Here is a 15,339-nt window from a genome sequence, read left to right on the forward strand (position 1 = left end):
CCGGCAATAAAGGGGGAACCAAAGTCCATGAATAGTGATTTTATGGATGCACTAACGACATTAGAAACCGATAAAGGTATTGAAAAAGAGGTTATTATAGAAGCCATTGAAGCAGCATTGATTTCAGCTTACAAACGAAACTTTAATCAAGCTCAAAATGTGCGTGTGGATATTAACCGGGAAAACGGCAGTATCCGGGTATTTGCCCGAAAAGAAATAGTTGAAGAAGTGTTTGACCCCCGGCTTGAAATTTCGCTCGATGCAGCAAAAGAAATTAACCCCAGCTATGAACTGGATGACGTGGTAGAGCTTGAAGTAACGCCGAAAAACTTCGGAAGAATTGCAGCTCAAACCGCTAAACAGGTTGTTACCCAGCGGGTGCGTGAAGCAGAAAGAAGCATCATTTATTCTGACTTTATTGACCGGGAAGAAGATATCATGACAGGCATTGTACAGCGCCAGGATAATCGTTTCATTTACGTTGATCTTGGGAAAGTAGAAGCGCTGCTTCCACAGGGAGAGCAAATGCCAAATGAAACCTATAAACACAATGACCGAATTAAAGCATATATAACAAAAGTAGAAAAGACCACAAAAGGTCCTCAAATTCTTATTTCCCGCAGTCATCCTGGATTATTAAAGCGATTATTCGAGCTCGAAGTTCCAGAAATATATGATGGAACGGTAGAAATCTTATCGGTCGCAAGAGAAGCAGGTGATCGATCTAAAATTTCTGTTTACGCTGAAGATCCAGACGTAGATCCGGTAGGAGCTTGTGTTGGCCCAAAAGGACAGCGCGTCCAGGCTATTGTCGATGAGCTGAAAGGTGAAAAGATCGATATTGTGCATTGGTCTGAAGATACGTTTGAATATGTATCTAATGCGTTAAGCCCATCTAAAGTACTCGATGTCCAAGTGGATGAAGAAGAAAAAAGCACACTCGTAATTGTTCCTGATTATCAACTTTCACTGGCGATTGGTAAACGAGGGCAAAACGCTAGACTTGCAGCAAAATTAACAGGCTGGAAGATTGATATTAAAAGCGAATCAGAAGCGGAAGAACTCGGAATGTATGACCCTAATTCTCCGGCTTCTGCACATTCTGCTTCAAACAACGAAGAAGAATCGGACGAACTGCTTGAAAGTGATGAAGCTCTTTCATTTGAAGATACAAGCAGTGACGAAGATAATTTGGAAGAAGATTGATGGGTGGAAAAGGAGCGAAGAACCTTGAAAAAGAAAAAGGCTATACGAAAATGCATTGTTACCGGTGAAGCGAAAGAGAAAAAAGAACTCATTCGTATCGTAAGAGACCCGGACGGAAATGTCTTTGTCGACCATACTGGCAAGAAAAACGGCCGTGGCGCTTATTTGACTAATGATGAACAATGCTTTCTTGAGGCCAAAAAGAAAGACGCTCTCTCCCGTCATTTAAACATTCAAGTTTCTCCGGAGGATTACGAACGCCTGCTCGAAGAAAGAAAGAAAGGAACGAAGAAATGAACCGTTCTTTTTACTCATTCCTCGGGCTGGCTGCTAAAGCCGGTAAAATAAAGACTGGAGAAGAAACAGTACTGAAAGAGATTAGAAGTCAGTCTGTACATCTTGTCATTATGGCCGGAGATGCTTCACCAAATACACAAAAAAAATTCAAAGATAAGTCCAGCTATTATCAAGTGCCGCTCTTCATTGCAGGTAACCGGGATGTGCTCGGTCATGCTATTGGGAAAAATAGCCGTGTAATTATTGGCGTTACAGATAAAGGATTTGCCAAAAAGCTGATCTCAATGCTGGATCATTAGAAGGTGGAGGTTATGCTTATGAAAAAAATGAGAGTTTATGAATATGCGAAATCGGTAAATAAATCAAGCAAGGAAATAGTAGAACAATTAAAAAACATGAATGTAAATGTTTCTAATCATATGTCCGTTATTGATGAAAGCACCATTGCAAAGCTAGAAGGCGGTCCAAAAAATAATACGGCACAAGCTGCTAGCTCAAACAGCGAACGAGAGGATTCTAAGAAAAAAAATATGAAAGACAACAATAAAAGCAAACCAAAGAACCCGCAGAATAATCCAAACAAAAACAACGCAAAAAAAGGTAAAAAGCAAAAAGGGAAAAAAGATAATCGCAAGCAGCACCCTAAAGAATCCAAGCAGGCTGCAGCTGTACCTGAAAAGATTACGTACAGCGGTTCTCTAACCGTTGGGGAACTCGCTGAGAAGTTAAATAAAGATTCTTCAGAGCTTATAAAAAAATTAATGTTTCTCGGCGTGATGGCTACCAAAAATGAGGATTTAGAAAAAGAAACCATTGAGCTTATTGCAGAAGATTATGGGGTAGAAGTAGAAGAAGAAATAGAAATTGATGAACTTGATATTGAGAATCAAGTGGAAGACGATGATCCGGCAAAATTGGAAGAACGCCCACCAGTCGTTACGATCATGGGACATGTCGATCACGGGAAAACGACACTTCTTGACTCCATCCGTCACACAAAAGTCACCGCAGGAGAAGCAGGCGGGATCACACAGCACATCGGTGCGTATCAAGTAAGAGAAAACGGAAAAAAAATAACGTTTTTAGATACCCCTGGGCACGCAGCTTTTACTACTATGCGGGCTAGAGGTGCGCAAGTAACGGACATTACCATTCTAGTTGTAGCGGCAGATGACGGGGTTATGCCGCAGACGAAAGAAGCAATTAACCATGCTAAAGCAGCAGAAGTGCCGATCATTGTCGCTGTAAATAAAATGGATAAAGAAGGAGCCAATCCGGACCGTGTCATGCAGGAGTTAACCGAATTTGAACTAGTCCCTGAAGCATGGGGCGGTGACACCATTTTCGTAAATGTGTCCGCATTAAAAGGGGACGGTATTGACGAACTGCTTGAAATGATTCTACTTGTGGCTGAAGTAGAAGAACTTAAAGCAAATCCTGATAAGCGTGCCCGCGGAACTGTTGTAGAAGCAGAACTTGATAAAGGACGAGGTCCTGTTGCAACCCTCTTGGTGCAAGAAGGGACAATGAACGTAGGAGATCCAATCGTTGTTGGTAACACGTATGGTAAAATACGTGCGATGGTTAACGACCTTGGGAAACGAGAAAAAACAGCCGGCCCTTCCACTCCGGTAGAGATAACAGGCTTGAACGGAGTTCCTAATGCCGGGGATCAATTTATTATTTTTGAGGATGAGAAGAAAGCCCGTCAATTCGGGGAAGCAAGAGCCAGCCGTGCACGGGAAGAAGAAAGAAGCCAGACATCAAAAGTAAGTATTGATGATTTGTTTGAACAAATACAGGAAGGCGATGTAAAAGAGATCAACGTAATTGTAAAGGCAGACGTACAAGGTTCTGTCGAAGCCGTGAAAGGGTCTCTTGAAAAAATTAACGTGGAAGGTGCCAAAATAAATATCATTCACGCAGGAGCTGGAGCCATTGCCGAATCCGATGTCATTCTAGCTTCCGCATCCAATGCACTTATTATCGGCTTTAACGTAAGACCAGATGCCAATGCAAAACGAACAGCAGAAGCTGAAAAGGTAGATATTCGTCTCCACCGTGTCATTTATGATGCAATTGAAGAAATTGAATCTGCGATGAAAGGTATGCTTGACCCTGAATATCAAGAAAAAGTTATTGGTCAGGTAGAGGTTCGTCAGCTGTTTAAAGTTTCCCGCATTGGAACCATTGCTGGAAGTTATGTTCTTGAAGGAAAAGTGACAAGAGATTCCAGCGTGCGTTTAATTCGTGATGGTGTTGTCATATACGAAGGAAACATCAACGCATTGAAACGTTACAAAGATGACGTAAAAGAAGTAGCTGCCGGGTATGAGTGCGGTATTACACTTGAAAACTTTAACGATGTAAAAGAAGGCGATATTATTGAAGCTTACATCATGGAGGAAATTAAGCCCGCATGATAGGTGTCGTGCATTGTGAATGCCTTATTTACCAAGCCCAGTCATTAAAAGAAAAACGAGCGGTACTAAAAAGTATAACTGCGAGATTGAAGCAAAGGCTAAACGTATCGGTCGCAGAAATGGATTATCATAACCTCTGGCAGCGCACAGCAATTTCTATTGTTACTATTAATCAAGAAAGACAAATAGTGGAAAAAGAACTGCAGACAGCCCTGGAAATAATAGATCGAATGCCAGAGATGGAACGGACCGTAACAGAATACGAATGGCTTTAATAAAGGAGGCAGCGGATATGAGTAATGTCAGAGCTGACCGAGTAGGTGAACAAATAAAAAAAGAGCTTGCCGATATTTTAGCCCGTGAGGTAAAAGATCCGCGCGTTCAATTTGTAACGGTTACCGGTGTAGATGTAACAGGTGATTTGCAGCAGGCAAAAGTTTTTGTAACTGTTTTAGGTGAAGAAAAAGATAAAGAAGAAACGTTAAAAGCGTTGCAAAAAGCAAGAGGTTTTATAAGAAGTGAAATTGGAAACAGAGTTCATTTGCGTAAAACCCCTGAACTTTCTTTTCATTTTGATGAATCTATTGATTACGGCAATCGCATTGAAAGATTACTAAAAGAGATAAATGAAGAGGAAAGCTAAGAAAAGCTTTAACAATAAACGGCAAAGCTGTCTCTAAAGTAAAAATGGATGCAAAAGGGTACATCACCTGTACGAGCCTGCCTTCTGCAGACCCGGGGCATCCTTCTTTATGGACAGCTTTTTTACACTGTTAAGAAAGCACAACATGGTATCGGTGTAGAGCTTAGTTAAAACGATGGCCGCCGCCATAAAAGGTTCGCGATAAGCCGGATTTTCTAACAAAGAAAATGATTGAGATGGTGTAAGTAGGTGACATACATATGACGGATGGAATTGTTCCTTTATACAAACCTAAAGGCATGACATCTCACGACTGTGTAATGAGATGCAGGCGTATATATGAAACAAAAAAAGTAGGACACACGGGAACACTAGACCCTGATGTGGAAGGAGCGCTTCCTATTTGTATCGGGAAGGCTACCAAGGTAGCAGAGTACATTACTTTTCTTCCAAAACAGTATGAAGCAGAGGTAACGTTAGGAATGTCGACCACTACAGAGGATGCCAGCGGGGAAGTAGTGGAAAACAAACCAGTGCAAACGGTACTGACGAAAGAAAGCATTGAAACGGTTTTTCGGCAATTTCTTGGCAAACAAAGGCAAACCCCTCCCATGTATTCAGCTGTGAAAGTTAATGGGAAAAAATTATATGAATATGCCCGCGAAGGTTTGACCATAGACAGGCCGTCCAAAATGATTGATATATATGATTTGTCTTTGAGGGAAGAAACATTAAATCACTCAGATGAAAAAGCATCTTTTCGGTTTCGCGTGACATGCAGTAAAGGCACTTATATTCGAACACTTGCAGTAGATATTGGCAAAGCACTTGGATATCCTGCACATATGTCCTTTTTGAAAAGAATAAAATCCGGTCCATTTGCTGCTAAAGAATGTTATACTTTGGAAGAAATACAACAAAAAAAAGATGCAGGCATGCTAGAGAAAACAATTCACCCCATTCACAAAGCTTTACAGCATTTAGAACATATTGAAGTTGATGAAAAGACGGCTGATAAGGTTCTTAACGGCAGTGTAATGCCCGCATGGAAACAAACCGAGGATTCTATATTTCTGTTTTTATATAAGGGTGAAGCTCTGGCCATTTATCAACACCACCCGCGTAAACCAGGATTGATAAAACCAAAAACGATGCTTAAGTCGAAGTAAATGACCCTACTATCAGCTGAGAACTAGTATGGGGTGCTCTTTTTGTAGTAATTATAGTAAAACGGCAGGTGAAAGACCGGTGGAAACCATATATTTATATCATCAGGAAGATTATCCGGCTTCTTCCTATCCCGAAATCGTTCTTGCGCTTGGATATTTTGACGGCGTTCACCGAGGGCACCAGGAAGTAATACGGACAGCCCGGGATATTGCGGATATAAAGGGGAAGGCACTTGGTATAATGACTTTTCATCCTCATCCCAAAGTGGTTCTATCTTCTAAAGTAACTGAAGAAAGCATGCGTTATATAACCCCTTTACCTGAGAAAGAAGAGCAATTAGCAAAAGAACAGGCAGATTATTTATTTATCGTTCATTTTGATAAGGCATTTGCTGCTCTTGAGCCGCAGCAATTTATAGACCAGTATGTTATCGACCTCCATGCGGTGCATGTAGTAGCTGGTTTTGATTTTTCATACGGCAGGATGGGAAAAGGAACGATGGAAACACTGCCTTTTCACTCAAGAAAAAAATTTGACCAAACTACTGTCGGAAAAGTCACAGACCAGGACCAAAAAATCAGTTCTACGCTCATCAAAGAAAACATTTTACATGGAGAAATCAGCTCTGCCAATCGGCTTTTAGGCCGTCCATACAGCTTAACAGGCGTAGTTGTAAAAGGGGAACAAAGAGGAAGAACAATTGGTTTTCCCACTGCGAACGTTCAAATTAACGAACCGTATATTGTCCCAGGGGTCGGTGTGTACGCTGTTCAGCTGAAAGTAAAGGGGAAATGGTATGACGGGGTATGCAACGTTGGATACAAACCAACTTTTCATGATGAAAAGAGCCCTGTTCCTGAAATAGAAGTACATTTATTTGATTTTAAGGACAATATTTACGGGGAAGCCGTGGAAGTTTGGTGGATTGCTTACATTCGCGGAGAAATTAAATTTTCGTCAGCTGAAGAGTTGGTCGATCAAATTGGACGAGACAAAGAAAAGGCAATACAAATTCTACAGTCCATACCAGCTCCTTAAAAGTGCTATTGTAAGAAATGGTAATCTACTCTTGCATTTTTCAATGAAAAAAGGTATTCTAGTCATTGTACCACATAGAAGCCGTTGCTTGGCCTGTGCGATTCTCCGCCGACTGGCTAGGGAATTGGCGATTAAAAAACAAGGAGGTGTCAGGATGGCTTTAACACAAGAAAGAAAAAAGGAACTTGTTGAAGAGTTCAAAACTCACGACAATGATACTGGTTCTCCAGAAGTTCAAGTAGCTATCCTTACTGAGCAGATCAACAGTCTTAACGAGCATTTACGTGATCATAAAAAAGATCACCATTCACGCCGTGGTCTTTTGAAAATGGTTGGTAAGCGTCGTAACTTGCTAACGTTCTTGCGTAAGAAGGATGTCACTCGTTATCGTGATTTAATTAAGAAACTCGGCTTGCGCCGATAAGAAAAAAAGCGGGAGAAATCCCGCTTTTTGTTATTGTTTAGGAAATTATGTTTTTACAATTTGTGGATAACTATCTCCATATTGTTTGATCCGCGTCTTGCTAAAGTGCCCAGCCTCTCGGAGGCCCAAGACGGTTTAAGGAACTTTTGCTAGAATCGCGAACATCGTGTTCGCAACGCAAAAGTCAGCACATCCTGTGCAAGCCAGTTCGACGTTGTCACAGGACGTAACGTTTTTGGCGACGAAAGTGCAACGCAGAAGTCACCACATCCTGTGGAAGTAAGAGCGCCTTTAGTGACTGGAGAACATTTACCTGTCGAGGCTGAACAGGGCGCTTGCGCTTTTGTTCTACCCAATAACTTTTTAATAAAAGGAATATAAAGGATATTTTGGTCGTAACACAACTTATTATTAGGAAGACCTTTCTTTTTCCTATATTACAATTGTAAAATAGATAATGGACGGCTACACTAGAAAGTATAATGTGTAATTATGTTTAAAAACAGGAGGAAGATCCTTTGGAAATGGAACAAGAATTAAAAACGTTTACGCTTGATTGGGCAGGAAGAGAGCTGAAAATTGAAACAGGGCAGCTGGCCAAGCAGGCAAATGGAGCAGTAATGGTAAGATATGGGGATACAGCAGTGCTTTCCACTGCTACGGCTTCAAAGGAAGCGAAAGATCTGCCATTCTTCCCGCTTACTGTTAATTATGAGGAACGATTATATGCAGCAGGGAAAATTCCAGGAGGGTTTATTAAAAGAGAAGGACGACCAAGTGAAACAGCAGTATTGACAAGCCGTTTGATTGACCGGCCGATTCGCCCTCTTTTCCCTGATGGTTTCAGAAACGAAGTACAGGTAGTAAGTATTGTAATGAGTGTTGACCAGGACTGTTCTTCAGAAATGGCGGCAATGCTAGGTTCTTCTCTCGCGTTGTCACTATCTGATATTCCATTTTCCGGTCCCGTTGCAGGGGTGAATGTAGGCAGGGTAGATGGTGAATTTATCATTAATCCTACATCCGAGCAAATGGAAAAAAGTGATATTGAACTCACGGTTGCTGGTACAAAAGATGCAATTAATATGGTGGAAGCTGGTGCGAATGAAGTACCGGAAGAAACGATGCTTCAAGCAGTCATGTTTGGACATGAAGAAATTAAACGTCTCGTTGCTTTCCAGGAGCAGGTGATGAAAGAAGCCGGTGTGAAGGAGAAAATGGATGTAGAGCTTAAAACGCTTGATGAAGAACTTACGGGCAAAGTTCGGGAAATGGCGGAGTCCCGCTTGAAAGAAGCAGTTCAAGTCCAAGAAAAGAAAGCAAGAGAAGAAGCAATCGGCGAAGTGAAAGAATCTATTGCTGAACAATTTGAAGAAGAAGAACAAGAAGAGGTTAAAGAAATATTACAAGGACTGGTGAAAGAAGAGTTTCGCCGCTTAATAACGAAAGAGAAAGTTCGTCCGGACGGAAGAGGACCTGATGAAATAAGAAACCTTTCCTCTCAAGTGAAGATGCTGCCAAGAACGCACGGTTCCGGTCTCTTTACACGCGGACAAACCCAGGCCCTCAGCGTATGTACCCTTGGCGCACTGGGAGATGTTCAAATACTCGATGGACTCGGCATGGAAGAGTCGAAACGATTTATGCACCATTATAATTTTCCTTCTTTCAGTGTCGGGGAAACGGGTCCAATGAGAGGACCAGGACGCCGCGAAATCGGGCACGGCGCACTTGGTGAAAGAGCTTTAGAACCTGTCATTCCACCAGAAAAAGATTTTCCTTATACCATCCGTCTTGTTTCTGAAGTGTTAGAATCAAATGGTTCTACCTCACAAGCAAGTATTTGTGCAAGCATATTGGCTATGATGGATGCGGGTGTTCCTATAAAAGCACCAGTTGCCGGCATTGCCATGGGATTGGTAAAAGAAGATGAAGATCTCACTGTGTTAACGGATATTCAAGGAATGGAAGATGCCCTTGGAGACATGGACTTTAAAGTTGCAGGAACAGAGCATGGAGTAACTGCCCTTCAAATGGACATCAAAATTTCTGGAATTGACCGTAACATACTTGAGTTCGCTCTGGAAAAAGCTCGTGCAGCCCGCCTGAAAGTACTTGAAAACATGCTGACCGCGATTAGCGAATCGAGAAATGAACTATCGGTTTACGCTCCGAAAATCCTGACGATGAGCATTGACCCGGATAAAATTCGTGATGTGATCGGTCCGAGCGGAAAGACGATTAATCAAATTATTGAAGACACTGGCGTAAAGATAGATATTGAACAAGATGGAACCATTTATATTTCATCTACAGAAGCTGAAGCAAACAACAAAGCCAAGCAGGTAATTGAAGATCTCGTCCGAGAAGTAAAAGTGGGAGAGACGTATCTTGGCAAAGTAAAACGAATCGAAAAATTTGGTGCGTTCGTGGAACTTTTCAAAGGCAAAGACGGTCTCGTCCATATCTCCCAGCTTGCTGAAGAACGTGTAAATAAAGTAGAAGATGTGGTTAAAATCGGAGATGAAATAATGGTTAAAGTAACAGAAATTGATAACCAGGGAAGAGTAAATCTTTCTAGAAAAGCTTTGTTAAAAGAACAAAATCAAAAGTAAAAAACGAAATCAGGATGCACTTGAGAGAAAAGACGCTTGGCCTAGGCCAAGTGCTTTTTACTGGGAGTGCCATATTTTTTTAGACCTATAAAATTAAATGGTTATCCCATAACAGTTCTATCCCTTGAAGGCATTTGCATAGAATGTGGACAGGGGGGAGAACTAATGAAAAAACAAATCACTGCATTCAGTCTTTTCGTTCTTATCATCCTATTTTTTGTGCAAGGGGAGGTCCCTCTTGAAATTATTCCATACATACATGATGATCAACAGGCAGTCGCGCCTGTTTCCAGTGAGACGTCTTCGCTTTATGAGCAGTTAGAAGAAGCTGCAAAAACATATAATGAACCTCCGGTTGATGCGGTGGTGGATAAGGTATGGAAAGGCATACCTGGTTATAATGGAAGAATGATTGATATTAAAGCGTCTTATGAGAAAATGAAAAAAGAGGGCTCATATGACGAAAGGAAGTTAGTTTTTGAGGATATATCTCCAGAGGTACACCTTGAAGATCTTCCGCCTACTCCCATTTACAGAGGAAATCCTCAAAAACCAATGGCTGCTTTTTTAATAAATGTATCTTGGGGCGAAGAGCATATTCCAGCCATCTTAAAAACACTGCGGGAAGAAAAAGTTAAAGCTACCTTTTTCCTCGAAGGAAAATGGGTGCAAAAACAGCCTAAATTAGCTAAAATGATCAAGGAGGAAGGGCATGAAATAGGCAGCCATGCTTATTCCCACCCAGATTTAAATGCTTCCTCCCGGGCTGATATAAAAAAAGAGCTTCAGCAGACAAATGAAGCATTGGAAGCAGTATTATCTGTAAAACCGAAACTATTTGCTCCGCCATCGGGAAGCTTTAACCAAGATGTGGTGGATATCGCCGCAGATATGGATATGTACACGATATTATGGACGGTTGACACGATTGACTGGAAAAACCCCGAACCGTTCGATATGGCCGTAAAAACAGCATCTAAAGTAGATAATGGATCCATGATATTAATGCACCCGACTCCTTCTACAGCTGAGGGAATAAAAGAAATGATACGTATCATTAAAGAAAAAAATATTGAATTAGACACGGTAAGCAATCTCTTTGATGAGACACGCATACGCTGACTAATTAACAGCATACCATTTGGAGGAGGCTTTATTTTTGTTACAAACAACGACATTAGACAATGGACTCCGAATTGTAACCGAACATATTTCATCTGTTCGCTCTATAACTATGGGCATTTGGGTTGGAACAGGCTCAAGATATGAAACACAAACAGAAAATGGAATTTCTCACTTTTTGGAACATATGTTTTTTAAAGGAACAGCTTCTAGGACCGCTGCAGATATTGCGGAAAGTTTTGATAAAATCGGCGGTCAGGTAAACGCGTTCACATCCAAAGAGTATACTTGCTTTTACGCAAAGGTATTAGACGAACATGCTGCAAAGGCTTTGGATATTTTAGCAGATATGTTTTTTCACTCCACATTTGACGCAGAGGAATTAGAAAAAGAGAGAAATGTTATTTTTGAAGAAATTAGGATGGTTGATGATACACCCGATGACATCGTTCATGATATTTTAAGTGAAGCAAGTTATGGAAATCATTCTCTTGGAAAACCTATTCTTGGAACGGAAGAAACAGTATCTGCTTTCAATAAAGCAAGCTTAGAGGCTTACATGGATCGTTTTTATACGGCTGACAATGTTGTCATCTCTCTTGCAGGTAATATTAATAAAAACGTAATAAAACAGCTGAATGAACTATTCGGGTCGCTTCCTTCAAGTAAGGACAAGAAACAAGTGACCCAGCCAGTTTTTTTAACCGGCAAAAAAACGAAAAAGAAAGATACGGAACAGGCTCATCTTTGTTTAGGTTTTCCAGGCCTGCCTATTGGTGATGATGATATTTATTCTTTAATCCTGTTAAACAATGTGCTTGGCGGAAGTATGAGCAGCCGCTTGTTTCAAGAAATACGGGAGAAAAGAGGGCTTGCTTATTCCGTGTTTTCTTATCATTCGTCCTTTCAGGACAACGGAATGTTGACTATATATGGAGGAACTGGGTTTAATCAGTTAGATAAACTATTTGACGCAACGATGGATTGTGTAAGTCAATTAGGCGCGAACGGTTTAACAGAAAAAGAGCTTGCCAACGGAAAAGAGCAGTTAAAAGGTAATCTAATGCTAAGCCTTGAGAGCACAAGCAGTCGTATGAGCCGTAACGGAAAAAATGAATTGCTTCTCGGGTACCACCGCACGTTGGATGAGGTAATGAAACGCATAGAAGAGGTTCAATTACAGGATATAAAAAGAACGGCGGAAAAAGTTTTTCAAGAAGACTTTGCTTTATCATTAATTAGTAAAGACGGGAAGCTGCCTACTTACATATAACTTGCAAAGGAGAGGGGATCTGGGTGTGAGATTAAGTGAGATAAGCAAAAAAGAAGTACTGGATGCCAATACAGGCCAAAAACTAGGAATGCCTGGTTCTGCTGACATTGTGATTGAAAAAGAAACAGGAAAAGTAGAATCCTTGGTACTTCCTTCTTCTCCTGCTTATCCATTTCGGAAAAGAACAAAAGAATGGGTAATCCCCTGGGAAAATATTCAGCGAATTGGGGAGGATTTTGTGATCATCGATACTGCTCAGTTAAAACAGGCCCCCGGGACAAATCAATAATGAATTATCTGTGCGGTCACAAGCACAGCAGCTTTGTTGAAAGAGCTGCTGTGCTTTTATAATGTTTTTTTTCTCAAATGTTGGGCGATTGTATTTCACTATTAAATTATTTTCTCATAAGGTATAAAAGGCGGATACGCAGTGCGAAGGAGAGGAGCCGATTATGGGAAAAGGAAAAAAGGTGGCACTAATTGGAGGAGATGCCAGACAGATCGAAATTGCAGAGTGTTTACTTGATGCAGGAATCAAAGTCTACCTAGTAGGCTTTGATCAATGGATGCGAAATGTGGCTGGCATTACAAAAGCTAGTGGTGAAAAAGATGTTTTATGGCATGAATTAGACGCTGTTTTGCTTCCGGTCAGCGGTCTCAAACCAGGTAATAAAGCAGAGGCTTGTTTTGCATCAAAAGAAGTAACATTACAAGAATCATGGCTGCAGCAGACACCGGAAAATTGTTTAATAATAAGCGGTATTCATACAGATACACTCGAGTCGTTGATTCATAAGGTCAAGCGCCCATTGATTAAACTTTTAGAAAGAGATGATGTGGCCATTTACAATTCGATACCATCTGCAGAAGGTACTCTTTTAATGGCGATGCGCGAAACAGATATAACGATCCATAAATCCAATACAGTAATTTTAGGATTTGGCCGAACTGGTCAAACGATAGCAAGAACCTTTTCTGTCCTGGGTGCATATGCAAAAGTAGGAACAATACATCCATCCGAAAAAGCACGCGCAGAAGCTATGGGCCTGGAAACGTTCGAATTAGAAGATTTAAAAACCGCAGTACAGTCAGCTGACCTTTGTATAAATACTATTCCGGCTATGGTGTTACATGAAGATATACTTGTAGAATTTCCTGTTCGTTCCGTCATTATTGATATTGCGTCACCGCCAGGAGGAACAGATTTTGAATATGCCAAAAAACGAGGTATAAAAGCAATTTTAGCTCCCGGTCTTCCTGGAGCAGTTGCCCCTAAAACAGCTGGACGTATTTTAGCTAAAGTTATTAGTCAATTGCTTGGTGAAAACCAGGTAGAAAAGGAGGCTTAACATGCCTTTTCAAAATAAGAAAATAGGTTTTGGTGTAACCGGTTCGCACTGTACTTTAGAAGAAGCTATCCCTTATATGAAAGAATTACGGGACAAAGGAGCCAATGTCTATCCTTTCATTACTCCAACTGTACTAAAGACAGATACGAAATTTGGGGCAGCGGAAAAATGGTTAAAACAAATTCAAGAAGCATCCGGAAAAACAGAAGTTATTGATTCCATAGTGAAAGCAGAGCCGTTTGGACCAAAAACACCGCTTGATGCAATGATTATCGCGCCTATTACAGGAAATTCAATCAGCCGTTTTGCAAATGCCATTACAGACTCACCGGTATTGATGGGGGCAAAAGCAACGCTTCGAAATAGTAAACCAGTAGTGCTTGCTATTTCAACAAATGATGCATTAGGGCTGAATGGTCCTAATATAATGAAGCTGATGAATTCTAAAAATATTTTTTTCGTTCCCTTTGGCCAGGATAATCCAGTGAAAAAACCAACTTCTCTAGTTGCCAGAATGGAAGATATCTCTGCAACATTGGAAGAAGCCGTTTCTGGTCGCCAATATCAGCCAGTCATTGTGGAAAAATTCAAAGATTAAACGATTACCGCTATTGCTAAATTTTGCGTGATCTTTTATGTTAAAATAGATGCAGTCAAATACGAAGCTTCCATCACCATAAATATGGAAGTAATCTTCACGAAAATTGGGAAGGAGTAATCAACACATGGCTAATGAAGCAGGTTATAACGTAGCAGTTGTCGGAGCTACTGGTGCAGTAGGTCAACAAATGTTAAAAACATTGGAAGATAAAGATTTTCCTATTAAGGATTTGAAATTATTATCCTCTAAACGTTCTGCCGGTAAAAAAATCTCGTTTAAAGGCATTGAATTTACAGTGGAAGAGGCTGTACCAGAAGCTTTTGAAAATGTACAGCTGGCATTGTTTTCCGCCGGAGGATCCGTTTCAAAAGCACTAGCTCCTGAGGCTGTAAAAAGAGGAGCTGTAGTGGTTGATAATACAAGTGCTTATCGAATGGATGAAAATGTTCCGCTTGTAGTACCGGAAGCAAATGAAAATGACTTAAAGGATCATAATGGTATTATCGCAAATCCTAATTGTTCTACTATCCAAATGGTAGTTGCTTTAGAACCAATCCGGGAAAAATTTGGATTAAAGAAAGTGATTGTATCTACGTATCAAGCCGTATCCGGTGCCGGGCTGGCAGCTGTGGAAGAGATGAAAGAACAGTCTAGAGATGTCCTGAACGAAAAAGATTTTAAACCTGAAATCCTGCCGGTAGGCGGGGATGAAAAGCATTATCAAATCGCTTTTAATGCCATTCCACAAATTGATAAATTTCAAGAAAACGGCTATACCTTTGAAGAGATGAAAATGATTAACGAAACAAAGAAAATCATGCATCAAAATGAGCTTGAAGTGGCAGCAACTTGTGTAAGGCTCCCAGTAGAAACAGGTCACTCTGAATCTGTATATATTGAAGTAGAAAATGGATCACCTGAAGTAGATGAATTAAAGCAGCTTCTCTCTGAAGGAAAAGGAATTACATTAAAAGACAATCCATCAGAGCAGGAGTATCCAATGGCTGTAGACAGCGTTGGTCTTCCAGATGTATTTGTCGGAAGAATCCGTCGTGATCTTAACCGAGATAATGCTTATCATTTATGGGTGGTTTCTGACAACCTCCTAAAAGGAGCAGCATATAATTCGGTTCAAATTGCAGAAAGCCTTGTGAAGCTGAATTTGTTAAAGGGATAAA

Annotated in this window: 16 protein-coding genes; all 16 read left to right on the forward strand. The window is 40.7% G+C overall.

The genetic code is table 11. From position 1 onward, the window contains the following. The first annotated feature begins 27 nt into the window (after window positions 1-27). The 16 genes from nusA to asd all read left to right on the forward strand — a co-directional run bounded on the left by nusA (window position 28) and on the right by asd (window position 15,338). Window positions 28-1,206: a transcription termination factor NusA gene (gene nusA, locus ACE1TI_RS02445; protein ID WP_375005982.1), complete on the forward strand. Its 1,179-nt coding sequence runs from the start codon at window positions 28-30 to the stop codon at window positions 1,204-1,206. A gap of 24 nt (window positions 1,207-1,230) precedes the next feature. Continuing rightward, window positions 1,231-1,503 carry an RNase P modulator RnpM gene (rnpM, locus tag ACE1TI_RS02450; protein WP_375005983.1) on the forward strand — a complete coding sequence of 91 codons (273 nt, stop codon included), beginning with the start codon at window positions 1,231-1,233 and terminating at the stop codon, window positions 1,501-1,503. Continuing rightward, window positions 1,500-1,802: a YlxQ family RNA-binding protein gene (locus ACE1TI_RS02455; RefSeq protein WP_375005984.1), complete on the forward strand. Its 303-nt coding sequence runs from the start codon at window positions 1,500-1,502 to the stop codon at window positions 1,800-1,802. The genes rnpM and ACE1TI_RS02455 overlap by 4 nt, the downstream gene beginning before the upstream one ends. A gap of 18 nt (window positions 1,803-1,820) precedes the next feature. Next, entirely contained in the window at window positions 1,821-3,926 is a 2,106-nt protein-coding gene (gene infB, locus ACE1TI_RS02460) for a translation initiation factor IF-2 (RefSeq protein WP_375005985.1), read from the forward strand. After that, window positions 3,923-4,201 carry a DUF503 domain-containing protein gene (locus ACE1TI_RS02465; RefSeq protein ID WP_375005986.1) on the forward strand — a complete coding sequence of 93 codons (279 nt, stop codon included), beginning with the start codon at window positions 3,923-3,925 and terminating at the stop codon, window positions 4,199-4,201. Before infB ends, ACE1TI_RS02465 begins: the two co-directional genes overlap by 4 nt. A gap of 17 nt (window positions 4,202-4,218) precedes the next feature. After that, window positions 4,219-4,569: a 30S ribosome-binding factor RbfA gene (rbfA, locus tag ACE1TI_RS02470; RefSeq protein ID WP_375005987.1), complete on the forward strand. Its 351-nt coding sequence runs from the start codon at window positions 4,219-4,221 to the stop codon at window positions 4,567-4,569. 260 nt (window positions 4,570-4,829) lie between these two features. Beyond that, complete coding sequence (gene truB / locus ACE1TI_RS02475; RefSeq protein WP_375005988.1) at window positions 4,830-5,738, forward strand: tRNA pseudouridine(55) synthase TruB; 909 nt, start codon at window positions 4,830-4,832, stop codon at window positions 5,736-5,738. Between the two features lie 79 nt (window positions 5,739-5,817). Further along, complete coding sequence (gene ribF, locus ACE1TI_RS02480; protein WP_375005989.1) at window positions 5,818-6,777, forward strand: riboflavin biosynthesis protein RibF; 960 nt, start codon at window positions 5,818-5,820, stop codon at window positions 6,775-6,777. A 154-nt stretch (window positions 6,778-6,931) separates the two neighbouring features. Beyond that, window positions 6,932-7,201 carry a 30S ribosomal protein S15 gene (gene rpsO, locus ACE1TI_RS02485; RefSeq protein ID WP_375005990.1) on the forward strand — a complete coding sequence of 90 codons (270 nt, stop codon included), beginning with the start codon at window positions 6,932-6,934 and terminating at the stop codon, window positions 7,199-7,201. A 524-nt stretch (window positions 7,202-7,725) separates the two neighbouring features. Further along, the gene (locus ACE1TI_RS02490; RefSeq protein ID WP_375006038.1) at window positions 7,726-9,816 is read left to right on the forward strand and encodes a polyribonucleotide nucleotidyltransferase; all 2,091 of its coding nucleotides are present in this window, start codon (window positions 7,726-7,728) and stop codon (window positions 9,814-9,816) included. A 165-nt stretch (window positions 9,817-9,981) separates the two neighbouring features. After that, on the forward strand, window positions 9,982-10,938 hold the full coding sequence (locus ACE1TI_RS02495) for a polysaccharide deacetylase family protein (RefSeq protein ID WP_375005991.1): 957 nt from the start codon (window positions 9,982-9,984) through the stop codon (window positions 10,936-10,938). Between the two features lie 37 nt (window positions 10,939-10,975). Continuing rightward, the gene (locus tag ACE1TI_RS02500) at window positions 10,976-12,211 is read left to right on the forward strand and encodes a M16 family metallopeptidase (RefSeq protein ID WP_375005992.1); all 1,236 of its coding nucleotides are present in this window, start codon (window positions 10,976-10,978) and stop codon (window positions 12,209-12,211) included. Between the two features lie 25 nt (window positions 12,212-12,236). Next, entirely contained in the window at window positions 12,237-12,500 is a 264-nt protein-coding gene (locus ACE1TI_RS02505) for a YlmC/YmxH family sporulation protein (RefSeq protein ID WP_375005993.1), read from the forward strand. 163 nt (window positions 12,501-12,663) lie between these two features. Next, window positions 12,664-13,560 (forward strand): dipicolinate synthase subunit DpsA, encoded by an 897-nt coding sequence (gene dpsA, locus ACE1TI_RS02510; RefSeq protein WP_375005994.1) that lies wholly within the window; start codon window positions 12,664-12,666, stop codon window positions 13,558-13,560. 1 nt (window position 13,561) lies between these two features. Continuing rightward, on the forward strand, window positions 13,562-14,158 hold the full coding sequence (locus ACE1TI_RS02515; protein ID WP_375005995.1) for a dipicolinate synthase subunit B: 597 nt from the start codon (window positions 13,562-13,564) through the stop codon (window positions 14,156-14,158). Window positions 14,159-14,285: 127 nt separating this feature from the next. Continuing rightward, window positions 14,286-15,338 (forward strand): aspartate-semialdehyde dehydrogenase, encoded by a 1,053-nt coding sequence (asd, locus tag ACE1TI_RS02520; RefSeq protein WP_375005996.1) that lies wholly within the window; start codon window positions 14,286-14,288, stop codon window positions 15,336-15,338. Window position 15,339: the final 1 nt, after the last annotated feature.

The organism is Alteribacillus sp. JSM 102045 (genome assembly GCF_041949975.1).
Lineage (GTDB): Bacteria > Bacillota > Bacilli > Bacillales > Marinococcaceae > Alteribacillus.